The following is a 12,777-nucleotide window of genomic DNA, read 5'->3' as shown; positions in this document are numbered from 1 at the left end:
CTAGAGGCCGAGGACGGCGTCGAGGCCCACGGTGACGCCCGGGCGGTCCGACACGGCGCGTACGGCGGCGACGACGCCCGGCATGAACGAGGCCCGGTCGATCGAGTCGTGGCGGATCGAGAACGTCTCCCCCGCGCCACCGAACAGCACCTCCTGCGACGCCGTGAACCCGCGGGCACGGACCGCGTGCACCGGGATGCCGGCGACGAGCGCCCCGCGAGCACCATCGGGATCGGTCGTCGTGGCGTCGGGCAGCGGAGGCGACCCGGCCTCGGCGCGTGCGGCAGCGATCATCTCGGCGGTACGTGTCGCCGTTCCCGACGGAGCGTCGACCTTGTTGGGATGGTGCAGCTCGATGACCTCGATCGACTCGAAGAACGGCGCGGCGGTGGCGGCGAAGCGCATCATCAGCACGGCGCCGATCGAGAAGTTGGGCACGATCAGCACGCCGGTCGAGGGCGCGTCACCCAGCAGCGTACGTACGCGGTCGATCCTGGCGTCGTCGAAGCCGGACGTGCCGACCACGACGTTGACGCCGTGCTCGATGCACCACGTCACGTTGTCGAGGGCCACCGCCGGCTGCGTGAAGTCGAGCGCGACCTCGGCGCCGGACTCGGCGACGAGGTCGAGCGAGTCGTCGACGTCGATCTCGGCCACGACCTCGATGCCCTCAGCATCCCCCAGCGCCCGGACCGACTCCGAACCCATGCGCCCCTTGGCGCCCAGCACCGCGACCCGTGTCATGGCCCTCATCGTACGAGGCCAATCCGGGTACGCGGCACCGGGCGGCGACCTATCCTGATGGCCTTCGACGACGGGAAGTGCGGCGATGGGTGACACATCGACCGAGTACGGCTGCAACACCGACGACATGCGGATGATCCACGGCGTGTTCCGCCGAGAGTTCCGCCTCGCCCCACCCATGGTGCGAGCAGTCGACCCCGGCGACACCGCCAAGGCCGGTCGGGTCAGGGATCACGTCGTCGAGATCTCCGAGATGCTGCATCACCACCACACCGGCGAGGAGTCCCTGGTCTTCGACAAGCTCGAGACGCGCGCCCCGGCCTGCGCGATCCACGTCGGCATCATGCGCCAGCAGCACGAACAGGTGCAGGCCCTCCTCGACCAGGTCGAAGGACGTGCCTCGACGTGGGCGGCGGACGGGTCAGCTGAGCACCGTGAGAGCCTCGCAACCCTCATGGACGAGATCAGCAGCACGTTGGACGCCCACCTCGGCCAGGAGGAGGACGACATCCTCCCGGTCGCTGAGACGTCGATGACCCAGCAGGAGTGGAGTGCCGTCGGTGAGGCCGGCATGGCGTCACTGCCGAAGAACCGGTTGCTCGTCCAGCTGGGCTACATCCTCGAGGACCAGACACCGGAGGAACGCGCCCAGTTCATGACCCGAGTGCCGCCGCCAGCGCGGCTGCTCTACAAGCTGGTGGGTCGCAAGAAGTACGAGAAGGAGATCGCCGACCTGCGGGGCTGACCTTCAGGCGTTGCGGATGCAGTCACGAAGGATCCGCACTCCGGCCTCGACCTCGGCGAACGACGTCGTGAGCGGCGAGAGGCCGAGCCGGATGAGGTCCGGCTCGCGGAAGTCCGGCACCACACCGCGGGCGATCATTTGATCGGTGATGCGCCGTGCGTCCGGGTGCCGCACCGTGACGTGACTGCCGCGCAGCGCGGCCTCGCGGGGAGTCACGACCTCGAGACCCGCCTCGTCGAGCAGCTCGATCGTGTAGGCCGTCAGCGCCTCTGACTTCGCGCGGATCGCGTCGGTGCCGGCCTCGGCGATCAGGCGTACGCCCTCCTGCACCGCGATGATGCCGGACACAGACGGCGTGCCGCTCAGCATGCGCCGGATCGTCGGGGCCACCTCGTACGTCTCGGACATCGCGAACAGGTCGGCGGCGCTCCACCACCCGGCGATCGGCTGGGTCACCGCGCCGACATGGCGCTCGGCGACATACATGAACGCGGGCGCGCCGGGGCCGCTGTTGAGGTACTTGTAGGTGCAGCCCACCGCGAAGTCGACCTGCGCGGCGTCGAGGTCGATCGGCACGATCCCGGCCGAGTGGCAGAGGTCCCAGATCACCACCGCGCCGGCGCCGTGCACGAGTTGCGTGATGGCGGGCAGGTCGACGAGCGTCCCGGAGCGGTAGTCGACCTGGCTGAGCACGACGACTGCCGTACGCTCCCCCAGCGCCTCGGCGAGCACGTCGACCGTGACGTTGTCGACGAGGTCGGGCTGCAGCCAGCGCACCGTCATGCCGCGCGAGGCAGCCACGGACTCGACGAGGTAGCGGTCGGTCGGGAAGTTCGTCGCGTCGATCACGATCTCGTCGCGATCGGCGCGTATGCCGGCTGCGGCGTGCAGCAGCTTGTAGATGTTGACAGAGGTCGAGTCGGCGATGACGGTCTGGCCCGGCGCCGCACCCAGGAGGGCTGCGCCCAGCTCGTCACCGACCGTGACCGGCAGGTCGACCCACGAGTCGTCCCAGCCGCGGATCAGCCGGTTGCCCCAATCCTGGCGGACGAACGTCGTGAGGCGCTCGACCGTCGCCTTCGGCACCCGGCCGAGGGAGTTGCCGTCGAGGTAGGCGACGAGGTCGTCGTCGATCACGAAGCGGTCGCGGAACGCGGCCAACGGGTCGGCGGCATCCAGGACGTCATGGGGTGTCGTCACCGGCTGATGCTCTCACGAACATTGCAGAAGGGCCCCGCCGCACTGCGACGGGGCCCTCCTCAAACGTACGGATCAGGCGTCGGAGCTGACCGGCTCCTCGGCCGGAGCAGCCTCGTCACCCTTGTCCTCGAGGACCGGGACCAGCGAGAGCTTGCCACGGTCGCCGAGCTCGGCGATCTCGACCTGGATCTTCTGGCCGACCTTGACGACGTCCTCGACGTTGTTGACGCGCTGGCCACCGTTGAGGTCGCGCAGCTTGCTGATGTGCAGCAGGCCGTCGCGACCGGGAGCCAGCGACACGAACGCGCCGAAGTCGACCGTCTTGACGACGGTGCCGAGGTAGCGCTCGCCGACCTCGGGCATCGTCGGGTTGGCGATGGCGTTGATCGCGTCACGTGCGGCTTCGGCAGCGTCGCCGCTCTCCGCACCGACGTAGACCGTGCCGTCGTCCTCGAGCGAGATGTTGGCGCCCGTCTCGTCCTGGATCTGGTTGATGATCTTGCCCTTGGGGCCGATGACCTCACCGATCTTGTCCACGGGGATCTTGATCGTGATGATCCGCGGAGCGTAGGGGCTCATCTCGTCCGGCTCGTCGATGGCCTCGGCCATGACGTCGAGGATCGCGACGCGAGCACCGTACGCCTGGGTCAGCGCGCCGGCCAGCACGTCGGCGGGGATGCCGTCGAGCTTGGTGTCGAGCTGCAGGGCCGTGACGAACTCGCGCGTTCCGGCGACCTTGAAGTCCATGTCGCCGAAGGCGTCCTCGGCTCCCAGGATGTCGGTCAGCGTGACGAACGTCTGCTTGCCGTCGATCTCACCGGAGATCAGGCCCATCGCGATGCCGGCGACCGGCGCGCGTAGCGGCACACCGGCGTTGAGCAGGCCGAGCGTCGAGGCGCAGACCGAACCCATCGAGGTGGAGCCGTTGGAGCTGAGCGCCTCGGACACCTGACGGATCGCGTAGGGGAACTCCTCGCGCGTCGGCAGGACCGGGAGGAGCGCACGGCCCGCAAGGGCACCGTGACCGATCTCGCGGCGCTTCGGCGAACCGACCCGGCCGGTCTCACCGGTCGAGTAGGGCGGGAAGTTGTAGTTGTGCATGTAGCGGCGCGACGTCTCGGGCGAGAGCGTGTCGAGCTTCTGCTCGAGGCCCAGCATGTTGAGCGTCGTGATGCCCATGATCTGGGTCTCGCCACGCTGGAACAGCGCGGAGCCGTGCACGCGGGGGACGATGCCGACCTCGGCGCTGAGGGCACGGATGTCCTCGAGGCCACGGCCGTCGATGCGGACCTTGTCGCGCAGGACGCGCTCGCGGACGACAGCCTTGGTCACGGCGCGAACGGCAGCGCCGATCTCCTTCTCGCGACCCTCGAACTGCTCACCGAGCTTGTCGATGACGTCGGCCTTGATCTCGGACTCGCGCTCCTCGCGGTCAGCCTTGCTGACGATCGTGAGGGCCTGGGCCAGGTCGGCCTTGGCGGCGGACTCGACGGCTGCGTAGACGTCGTCCTCGTAGTCGAGGAAGATCGGGAAGTCGCGAACCGGCTTGGCGGCCGTCTCGGCGAGGGCGATCTGCGCCTCACACAGCTGCTTGATGAAGACCTTGGCGGCGTCGAGGCCACCGGCGACGATCTCCTCGGTCGGCGCCTGGACACCGCTCTGGACGAGGTCCCAGGTCGACTCGGTCGACTCGGCCTCGACCATCATGATGGCGACGTCGTCACCAGCGATGCGGCCGGCGACGACCATGTCGAACACGGCGTTCTCGAGCTGGCTGTGCGTCGGGAAGCCGACCCACTGGCCGTCGATCAGGGCGACGCGCGTGGCGCCGACCGGACCGGTGAACGGCAGGCCCGAGATCTGGGTCGACGCGGAGGCCGCGTTGATCGCCAGGACGTCGTACGGGGTGTCGGGGTTGAGCGCCAGGACCGTGATGACGACCTGGACCTCGTTGCGCAGACCCTTCTTGAAGGTCGGGCGCAGCGGGCGGTCGATCAGGCGGCACGTGAGGATCGCGTCCTCGCTGGGGCGTCCCTCACGGCGGAAGAACGAGCCCGGGATGCGACCGGCGGCGTACATCCGCTCCTCGACGTCGATCGTCAAGGGGAAGAAGTCGAAGTGGTCCTTGGGGTGCTTGCCGGCCGTGGTGGCCGACAGGAGCATCGTGTCGTCGTCGAGGAAGGCCGCGACGGAGCCGGCGGCCTGCTGGGCGAGGACGCCCGTCTCGAAACGGATCGTGCGGGTGCCGAAGCTGCCATTGTCGATGACTGTCTCAGCGGTGTGAAGTGTGGATTCCGACATGGAAGTCCCTTCCGCAGGCGTATGCCTGCCTGTTGGGACGAGAGGCTGTGCGGCGGTGAAACCGTGTCGGTCTTCGATCGAGGCCTGCGGGCATTCCGTGCGGAACATCCCGAGGGCCACTACCGAGGACCGAGCTCGTCGTGCCTGAGCACTCTCGTCATGGGTGGTGCGATGTGCAGTTGTGAGAAAAGGCGGTCACTCCACGGGGAGTGACCGCCTCAGGGGTCTAGCGGCGCAGACCGAGACGCTCGATGAGCGAGCGGTAGCGCTCGATGTCGTTGTTCTGCAGGTAGTTGAGCAGACGACGACGCTGTCCGACGAGGAGCAGCAGACCACGACGGCTGTGGTGGTCGTGCTTGTGCTCCTGCAGGTGCGCGGTCAGGTGCGAGATGCGACCCGTCAGAAGAGCGATCTGGACCTCAGGGGATCCGGTGTCGCCGTCGCTGAGCGCGTACTGCTTGATGATGTCTTCCTTGGCGATTCCTGCGACCGTGGGCGCAGCAGTCTTCTTTGACACTGTTCTCCTCTGGGGGTTCCGTTGCACGGCGCGCCCGGGCTTGTCCACCGGGGCACTCTGGATCCGTGGCCGATCAGACGGCAACGTCCAGAGTATCAGCGCCACTGCTCCCGGGGCGAATCGCCGGTGGGCCATGCAGCCGTCCACCACCGAGCGGTGACCACCGTACGGCTAGCGTCGTCGGCATGTCGTCGTCGGGTCGCATCGCAGCGGTTGCCGCCGCGATCGTCGTGCTGCTCGCCGGCTGCTCGTCGTCGCCTGATGAGCCGGCGCCGACGCCGACGCGCACAGCCACGACCATGACCCCGGCGCCCAGCAGGACCCCGGACCTTCCGGCCGTACGTTCGTACGTGGCGATCGGCGACTCGTTCACCGCGGGGCCCGGACTCGCCGACATCCGCCCCGACGGCGCGTTCTGCTTCAGGTCGGACCACAACTGGCCGTCGCTGCTCGCCCGCGCGCTCCGTGCGAAGGCGTTCTCCGACGTCAGCTGTGCCGGGGCGACCACGGGCGACGTCCTGCGCGACGGCACCGGACCCGGCGCGGCGCCGCCACAGCTCGATGCCGTGCGGCCCGCCACCGACCTCGTCACGGTCGGCATCGGCGGCAATGACGGCAACCTGTTCGCCTCGCTCATCTCCGCCTGCACGGGCGGTCACGGCGCATGCGGCCAGTTCTCCCGCGACTCGGCGCCGGCGATCCTGCGGCAGACCGTGTCGAGCATCGTGGCGGTGCTCGACGACGTACGCGCCAAGGCACCGAAAGCGACCGTGCTGCTGGTGGGCTACCTGCGGATCATGCCCGAGTCGGGCAGCTGCGCGACGATCGGCATCCCTGCCGCCGATGCGGCCGCCGTGGCCGGCGCCGAGCGGGCACTCGACCAGGCTCTCGCCGATGCCGCGCGAGAGGTCGACGTCCCGTACGTGTCGATGCGCGACGCCTCACGCGGCCACGACGCGTGCGCCGGCGCGAAGGCATGGACCAACGGCGGCACCGTCGAGGACGACGACGGCATCGCGTTCCACCCGCGGCTGGCCGGCATGCAGGCGGTCGCCCGTGCCGTCGAGGCGCAGCTCGCGAAGAACTAGCAGGCGCCGGGCTTCAGTCGGCCAGGATCGCGCGGGCCTCCTCGACGTCCTGGTGCATCTGCGCGATGAGCGGATCGACGCCCTCGTACTTCACCATCCCGCGCAGCCGGTCGACCAGCTCGACACGGATCGCCTCGCCATAGAGCTCGAGGTCGGTGCGGTCCAGCACGTACGACTCGACGCGTCGCTCGACGCCGTCGAACGTGGGGTTGGTCCCAACCGAGATCGCCGCAGGAAGGCGCTCGCCGTCGGCGCGCACGAGCCGGCCGGCGTAGACCCCGTCGGGCGGCACGGCGTACGCCTCGTCGACCGGGACGTTGGCCGTCGGGAAGCCCAGTTCACGGCCTCGCTGGTCACCCTTGGTGACGACGCCGGACACCTCGTGCGGCCGGCCCAGCACCTCGGCGGCGTCGACGAGTCGGCCCTCGGCGACCAACGCGCGTACGAGGGTCGAGGAGTAGGGCACGGCGCCACCGTCGAGCGCGAGCCCGTCGACCGCGAAGCCGCCCCGCTCCCCCGCCTCACGGAGGAACGTCGTGTCGCCGCTGGCCTTGGACCCGAATCGGAAGTTCTCGCCCACCGCGACGAGCCCGGCGTCGAGCTGTTCGACGAGCACCCGGTCGACGAACTCCTGCGGTGACCAGGCCGCCATCTCGGCGGTGAAGTTGAGGATGCGCACCTCGTCGGCACCGGCTGCGCGCAGCAGCTCGACACGGCGCTCGATCGTCGTGAGCCTCGCGGGCGCCTGCTCGGGGCGTACGACCGCGAGTGGGTGCGGAACGAACGTGACGGCGATGACCGGCAGCCCGTCGGCCAGGTCGCGGGTGCGCGCCAGCACGTGCTGGTGACCGCGGTGGACGCCGTCGAAGTTGCCGACCGTGACGGCTGACGGTTCGGACCGCGGATCCGTCGCAGCACCTCGGAAGTCGCGCCAGATCATCACGGGAAAACTGTGCCACACCGCAGTTCACGGCGGCGCGGGAGCCAAACCTAAGAACTCTCTCATCGGCACCTCATCGACCGGCGCACACGCATGCGGCAGGCTGGGCGCATGGACCTGCGCAGACGACTCCCCGCTGCGGCGCTCGCCGTCATCGCGCTGGCGCTCGTCGTCGTCATTGCGATGCGGGTCTCCGCCGGCGCTGACCCCGAGCCGCGGGACATCACGCCGATCGTCATCACCCCGTCTGCCACGCCCACACCCACTCCGACCACCACGACCAAGTCGGACGACGACGATGACGATGACGACGACTACGAGCGCGAAGTGACGCCACCCAAGGACATCGATGATGATGACCACAGCGGCAAGGGCCGTGGCGGGGACGACGACAGTCGTGGTCGCGACCATCCAGAAGATGACTGAGGCCTGATGGCGGTCCTTCCCTCCATGTCGCGCCTCTCGGTGCGACAGCGGCTCACGGTCACGATCGCCCTGCTCACCTCGCTGGCGCTCGTCGCCGTCGGGCTCACGCTGTACGTCCTGGAGTCCCGTCGCATCGATCGCGCCATCGAGACGAGCCTGAGCCAGGAGACGGGTGAGTTCAGGGCACTCCAGAAGGAGCCGGACCCGCAGACCCAGCGCCGCTTCGCGTCCGCCGACCGGCTGCTCGAGGTGTTCCTCGAACGGAACCTGCCGGACGACAACGAGGAGCTCTTCGCGTTCCCGACGAGCGGGACGCCGAAGTACCAGGGCGAGTACGACGCGACGCTCCAGAAGTCAGCGGCATTCCCAGCGCTGGTGGAACAGCTGAAGGAGAAGGGCGGCACGCGCACGCTGGAGATCGACAGCCGTACGTACCGGGTCGCGGTCCAGCCCGTCCGCGCAGGCACCCAGTCGGCCGCGTTCGTGGTGGTGCACGACGTCGGCTCGAGTCGCGACGACCTGCACGAGCTGATGCTGACGTACGCGCTTCTCGCGGCCCTCTCGGTCATCCTGATAGCCGGCCTGGCCTCATGGAGTGCCGGACGCCTGCTGCGGCCCGTACGCCGCCTGCGCGACACCGCCCGCGGCATCAGCGACGGGGATCTCAGCGCCCGCCTCGAGGTCACAGGTCACGACGACCTGTCCGACCTGCAGCAGACGTTCAATGACATGCTCGACCGTCTCGAGTCCGCCTTCGTGACGCAGCGCCAGCTGCTCGACGACGCCGGCCACGAGCTGCGGACTCCCCTGACGGTCCTGCGCGGTCACCTCGAGGTGCTCGACGTCTCGGATCCCGAGGACGTCGCGGCCACGCGAGCGCTGCTCCTCGACGAGACCGACCGCATGTCGCGGCTGGTCAACGATCTCCTGATGCTCGCCAAGGCGAAGCGCCCGGACTTCGTCTCCGCACGTCCGACCGACGTCGAAGCGCTGACCCACGGCGCGATCGACCGGGCCCGCGCTCTGGCAGATCGCCGATGGCTGCTCGACGGCGTCGCCCGGCAGACTGCCCTGCTGGACGGCCAGCGCATCACCCAGGCGCTGCTGCAGCTCTCTGACAACGCGGCGCGCCACACGCAGCCGGGTGACGAGATCGGCATCGGTTCACGGATCCAAGAGGGCAGCCTGGAGCTGTGGGTTCGCGACACCGGTCCCGGGGTGGACCCCGCCCAGAGGACCCACATCTTCGAACGTTTCACGCGAGGCGATCGCGACGACGAGGGCTTCGGCCTCGGGCTGTCGATCGTCGCCGCGATCGCCGAGGCACACGATGGCGAGGTCGTGATCGATGACACCGAGGTCGGTGCCACGTTCAGGCTCCGCCTCCCGACTGGAGGTCAGATCGAGTGAATCGCATCCTCATCGTCGAGGACGAGGAGCGCATCTCCTCGTTCGTGGCCAAGGGCCTGAAGGCCGAAGGCTTCACCCCCACCGTCGTCGCCGACGGCATCACCGGCCTCGACTACGCCCTCACCGGCGAGTTCGACCTCATGGTGCTCGACATCGGGCTGCCCGGCATGGACGGGTTCCGCATCCTCGAACGTGTCACGGCGGAGCGGACGGCCCTGCCGGTCATCGTCCTGACGGCGCGCGACTCGGTCACCGACACGGTGGCGGCGCTCGAAGGCGGTGCCGCCGACTACATGTCCAAGCCGTTCAAGTTCGGCGAGCTGCTCGCCCGCGTACGACTGAGGCTGCGTACGCCTGGCGACCCCGCTCCAGACGACGATCTCTCGGTCGGCGAGGTGCGGCTGGACCTGCGGCGCCGTCGAGCGTACGTCGGTGACCGCGAGGTCGAGCTGTCAGCTCGTGAGCTGACCCTCGCCGAGGTCCTGATGCGCAACCGCGGCCTCGTCCTGTCCCGAGAGCAGCTGCTCTCGCAGGTCTGGGGCTACGACTTCGACCCGGGCTCCAACGTCGTCGATGTCTATGTCGGCTACCTCCGCAAGAAGCTCGGTGCCGACCTCGTCACGACGGTTCGCGGCATCGGCTATCGCGTCGAGTGAGCACGGCACGACGACCGGGAGGGACGTCCTTCCCGGTCGTCGTGCGGCTGGTGCTGTCAGTCGTCGTCAGACCCGTGACCGCTGTGATCGTCCGAGTCGTCGCCACCGTGGTGGCCGCTGTCGTCGTCCGAGTCGTCGTCCGACCCGTGACCGCTGCGGTCGTCCGAGTCGTCGTCATCGTGGTGACCGCGGCGATCGTCATCGTCACGACCGTCGCGATCATCGCGATCGTCGCCCGGCTCGTCGCGGTCGTCCCGATCGCGCAGGCCGCCCTTGTCGTCGTGATCGGCGGGATCGTCCGCTCCGTGGCGACCGTCGCGGTCGTCGCGGTCGTCGCGGTCGTCGCCCGGCTCGTCGCGGTCGTCCCGATCGCGGAGACCGCCCTTGTCGTCATCGACATCGTGGGTGGAGCTGGGCGGCGGCGTGGTGGCCGTCGTGTTGACCGGATCCGGGGTGTCGTCGCCGCCGTTGCGGGCCACGGCGATGCCAGCGGTTCCGACGATGACCGTGGCAACGAGGGCCACGGCTCCTGCACGGATGAACTTGTCCATGATGATCTCCTCATTCGGGGGTTGCTGATGACACCAAGCTGACGGCGGGACGTGAGCCGTGCGTGAGCCGCTCATGAGAGGTCTCTCATGTGGCGGCTGTCCGTGGTCGCACCTAGCGTCGGAGAGGTGATCTCTGACGCTGGCGACCTGCGCGACACCGTGAGCCTCGTGACGGGCGGCGCCTCCGGACTCGGTGAGGCGGTGTCGTCCGAGCTCGCAGCCCGAGGCGCCCACGTCGTGCTGCTCGACCCTGATGCGGCAACTGCTGAGGAGCTCGTCGGCCGCATCGCGGCGACAGGCGGCAGCGCTCAGGCGGTGGTGGCCGACGTACGCGACCCGGACCAACTGGCGTCGGCGGTCGACCTGGCGGCCGCGCGCGGACCGTTATTTGCCGTGATCAGCAACGCAGGCGGGTGGGACGGTCTCGAGTCCCACTACCCCGACGTCGAGCCCGCCGACTGGATGGCCGTCCTCGACCTCAACCTGATGGCGCCGATGCGCCTGCTGCAAGTCGCCCGCCCGGCGATCGCCGAGGGTGGCGCGTTCGTCCACGTCTCCTCGGTCGCCGGGGTCGAGACCACGCCCTACGCGTCGCCGGAGTATGCCGTCGCCAAGGCCGGCATCGTTCGTCTCACCACCGCGCTGGGCGACCTCGATCAGCGCTCCGGCCCGCGGGTCAGCTGCGTCGTGCCGGGGTGGATCGCCCTCCCCCGCGCGCGGCAGCAGCTCGCCGAGCTCGATCCCGAGGACCGCATCTCGGCGCCGCCGCTCGTCCCGGTCGGGCAGGTCGTGGACGAGATCGTGCGTCTCGTCGTCGATCCGTCCTCAGGCGGCGAGGTCGTGGTCCTCGACGGCGACGAACGCCGTCCGATCTCCTAGAGCAGAGGCCGCAGCGGGGCGAGGATCCACTCGCACGCCTTGGCGACCAGCGGCCGCGACGACCACTCGGCCCGGGTCAGCACGCGCGCGTTCGACGCATCCGTCTCGAACACCTTCTCCAGGTGTGCCGCGAGCGCGTCGTCGAGGATCTCGAGGTTGATCTCGTAGTTGCCGGTCAGGCTGAGCCGGTCGATGTTGGCGGTGCCGATCGTCGTCCAGCGACCGTCGATCGTCGCGGTCTTGGCGTGCACCATCCAATCCTGGTAGAGCAGGATCTCGACGCCACCGTCTAGGAGCTGGGAGTAGAACCCGCGGGAGAGCCAGTCGGCGACGACGTGGTTGGAGATCTCCGGCACGAGGATCTTCACGCGTACGCCCCGGGCCGCCGCGTCGAGCAGCCCTTGGAGGATGTCACGGTCGGGGATGAAGTAGGCCGCCGTGATGTAGATGTGGTCGCGGGCGCGGTCGATCGCCTCGATGTACATCCCGCGGATCGGGAACAGCAGCTGGCGCGGCACGTTGCGGTGCGCCCGGATCTGCGGCTCCCAGCTCGCGTCGCCGCGTTCCTTGAGGATCCGCGCGTTCCGGCCCCGACGCAGGTTCCAGAAGTCGACGAACGCGTTGTCGAGGTCCCACACCGACGGTCCCTCGATCTTGAGGTGCGTGTCGCGCCACTCCGAGGCGTACAGCGCGCCCACGTTGTAGCCGCCGACGTAGCCGACCTCGTCGTCGACGACCAGCACCTTGCGGTGGTCACGGCCCATCTGGCGCGGGCTGAAGAACCGCCAGCCCGTGGCGAAGACGGGGTAACGGAGGACGTGGATCGGTGCCGGGAACCGCAGGAAGCTCGGGGTCACGACGAGGTTGGCGAAGCCGTCGTAGATGACGTAGACGTCGACGCCCCGGTTGGCGGCGTCGATCAACGCCTGCTTGAACCGGCGGCCCATCGCGTCGTCCTTGATGATGTAGGTCTCGAACAGGACGCGTTCGCGGGCGTTGCCGATCGCCTCGAGCATGTCCTCGAACAGGTCGGAGCCGTACGTGTAGACGGTCGCGGTGTTGCCGTCACCGACCCCGAGCGGCGACGGCGCGGTCACCGGGAACGTGTCGCTGCCCTTGCCGCCGCGCATCATCTTGCGGACCTTGGTAGTCACCATCAGGGCGACGACGATTAGGAACTGCGCCGACAGCAGCGTGGTCAGGGCCCGCTTGAGGATGCCGCGGGTCGACGGTCGGCGCATGCGCATGATGTCTCTCACCCTAGCGATCAGCCGATCCCCGCTGGGAGTGACGTTGCGGTCGGGGTCGCACGGCGAGTCG

At 69.0% G+C, this 12,777-nt stretch carries 13 protein-coding genes; 6 read left to right on the top strand and 7 right to left on the bottom strand.

The annotated features are described in order from the left end of the window. Positions 1-744, bottom strand: coding sequence for a 4-hydroxy-tetrahydrodipicolinate reductase (gene dapB / locus BOSE46_RS04495; RefSeq protein WP_159538638.1), 744 nt, complete (start codon positions 742-744; stop codon positions 1-3). A gap of 85 nt (positions 745-829) precedes the next feature. On the opposite strand from dapB, the gene BOSE46_RS04490 reads away from it, so the two are divergent. After that, the gene (locus tag BOSE46_RS04490) at positions 830-1,489 is read left to right on the top strand and encodes a hemerythrin domain-containing protein (RefSeq protein ID WP_159538636.1); all 660 of its coding nucleotides are present in this window, start codon (positions 830-832) and stop codon (positions 1,487-1,489) included. Between the two features lie 3 nt (positions 1,490-1,492). Here the strand turns inward: BOSE46_RS04490 and kynU are convergent, their stop codons facing one another. The 3 genes from kynU to rpsO form a co-directional block, all read right to left on the bottom strand. Next, positions 1,493-2,689, bottom strand: a complete 1,197-nt coding sequence (gene kynU, locus BOSE46_RS04485; protein ID WP_159538634.1) for a kynureninase — start codon at positions 2,687-2,689, stop codon at positions 1,493-1,495. A gap of 72 nt (positions 2,690-2,761) precedes the next feature. Then, positions 2,762-4,990, bottom strand: a complete 2,229-nt coding sequence (locus BOSE46_RS04480) for a polyribonucleotide nucleotidyltransferase (protein WP_159538632.1) — start codon at positions 4,988-4,990, stop codon at positions 2,762-2,764. A gap of 226 nt (positions 4,991-5,216) precedes the next feature. After that, positions 5,217-5,471 carry a 30S ribosomal protein S15 gene (gene rpsO / locus BOSE46_RS21410; RefSeq protein WP_056215938.1) on the bottom strand — a complete coding sequence of 85 codons (255 nt, stop codon included), beginning with the start codon at positions 5,469-5,471 and terminating at the stop codon, positions 5,217-5,219. A gap of 221 nt (positions 5,472-5,692) precedes the next feature. On the opposite strand from rpsO, the gene BOSE46_RS04470 reads away from it, so the two are divergent. Beyond that, positions 5,693-6,595 carry an SGNH/GDSL hydrolase family protein gene (locus BOSE46_RS04470; protein ID WP_159538628.1) on the top strand — a complete coding sequence of 301 codons (903 nt, stop codon included), beginning with the start codon at positions 5,693-5,695 and terminating at the stop codon, positions 6,593-6,595. Between the two features lie 13 nt (positions 6,596-6,608). On the opposite strand, the gene BOSE46_RS04465 is transcribed toward BOSE46_RS04470, so the two are convergent. Beyond that, positions 6,609-7,535, bottom strand: coding sequence for a bifunctional riboflavin kinase/FAD synthetase (locus BOSE46_RS04465; RefSeq protein ID WP_159539371.1), 927 nt, complete (start codon positions 7,533-7,535; stop codon positions 6,609-6,611). Between the two features lie 111 nt (positions 7,536-7,646). Here BOSE46_RS04465 and BOSE46_RS04460 point away from each other — a divergent pair, with 111 nt between their 5' ends. The 3 genes from BOSE46_RS04460 to BOSE46_RS04450 are packed head-to-tail and all read left to right on the top strand — an operon-like array spanning position 7,647 to position 10,027. Further along, positions 7,647-7,961: a hypothetical protein gene (locus BOSE46_RS04460; RefSeq protein ID WP_159538626.1), complete on the top strand. Its 315-nt coding sequence runs from the start codon at positions 7,647-7,649 to the stop codon at positions 7,959-7,961. 6 nt (positions 7,962-7,967) lie between these two features. Then, on the top strand, positions 7,968-9,371 hold the full coding sequence (locus tag BOSE46_RS04455) for an ATP-binding protein (protein ID WP_159538624.1): 1,404 nt from the start codon (positions 7,968-7,970) through the stop codon (positions 9,369-9,371). Further along, positions 9,368-10,027 (top strand): response regulator transcription factor, encoded by a 660-nt coding sequence (locus BOSE46_RS04450; protein WP_159538622.1) that lies wholly within the window; start codon positions 9,368-9,370, stop codon positions 10,025-10,027. Before BOSE46_RS04455 ends, BOSE46_RS04450 begins: the two co-directional genes overlap by 4 nt. A gap of 56 nt (positions 10,028-10,083) precedes the next feature. Here the strand turns inward: BOSE46_RS04450 and BOSE46_RS04445 are convergent, their stop codons facing one another. Continuing rightward, positions 10,084-10,578, bottom strand: coding sequence for a hypothetical protein (locus BOSE46_RS04445; protein ID WP_159538620.1), 495 nt, complete (start codon positions 10,576-10,578; stop codon positions 10,084-10,086). 126 nt (positions 10,579-10,704) lie between these two features. Here BOSE46_RS04445 and BOSE46_RS04440 point away from each other — a divergent pair, with 126 nt between their 5' ends. Continuing rightward, on the top strand, positions 10,705-11,457 hold the full coding sequence (locus BOSE46_RS04440; RefSeq protein WP_159538618.1) for an SDR family NAD(P)-dependent oxidoreductase: 753 nt from the start codon (positions 10,705-10,707) through the stop codon (positions 11,455-11,457). Here the strand turns inward: BOSE46_RS04440 and BOSE46_RS04435 are convergent. Then, on the bottom strand, positions 11,454-12,704 hold the full coding sequence (locus BOSE46_RS04435) for a phosphatidylserine/phosphatidylglycerophosphate/cardiolipin synthase family protein (RefSeq protein WP_159538616.1): 1,251 nt from the start codon (positions 12,702-12,704) through the stop codon (positions 11,454-11,456). The genes BOSE46_RS04440 and BOSE46_RS04435 overlap by 4 nt on opposite strands. Positions 12,705-12,777 lie beyond the last annotated feature (73 nt).

Origin of the sequence: Aeromicrobium sp. 9AM, assembly GCF_902506105.1 — a bacterium.
In the GTDB taxonomy this organism is placed as follows: Bacteria; Actinomycetota; Actinomycetes; order Propionibacteriales; family Nocardioidaceae; genus Aeromicrobium.
Note: the sequence above shows the minus strand (reverse complement) of the source record. Positions and strands in the feature narration are given on the sequence as shown.

Excerpts from the sequence above, each read along its gene's own strand:
- dapB (WP_159538638.1), bottom strand. The coding sequence starts at position 744 with ATGACACGGGTCGCGGTGCTGGGCGCCAAGGGGCGCATGGGTTCGGAG.
- BOSE46_RS04490 (WP_159538636.1), top strand. The coding sequence starts at position 830 with ATGGGTGACACATCGACCGAGTACGGCTGCAACACCGACGACATGCGG.
- BOSE46_RS04480 (WP_159538632.1), bottom strand. The coding sequence starts at position 4,990 with ATGTCGGAATCCACACTTCACACCGCTGAGACAGTCATCGACAATGGC.
- BOSE46_RS04470 (WP_159538628.1), top strand. The coding sequence starts at position 5,693 with ATGTCGTCGTCGGGTCGCATCGCAGCGGTTGCCGCCGCGATCGTCGTG.
- BOSE46_RS04465 (WP_159539371.1), bottom strand. The coding sequence starts at position 7,535 with ATGATCTGGCGCGACTTCCGAGGTGCTGCGACGGATCCGCGGTCCGAA.
- BOSE46_RS04460 (WP_159538626.1), top strand. The coding sequence starts at position 7,647 with ATGGACCTGCGCAGACGACTCCCCGCTGCGGCGCTCGCCGTCATCGCG.
- BOSE46_RS04455 (WP_159538624.1), top strand. The coding sequence starts at position 7,968 with ATGGCGGTCCTTCCCTCCATGTCGCGCCTCTCGGTGCGACAGCGGCTC.
- BOSE46_RS04445 (WP_159538620.1), bottom strand. The coding sequence starts at position 10,578 with ATGGACAAGTTCATCCGTGCAGGAGCCGTGGCCCTCGTTGCCACGGTC.
- BOSE46_RS04435 (WP_159538616.1), bottom strand. The coding sequence starts at position 12,704 with ATGCGCATGCGCCGACCGTCGACCCGCGGCATCCTCAAGCGGGCCCTG.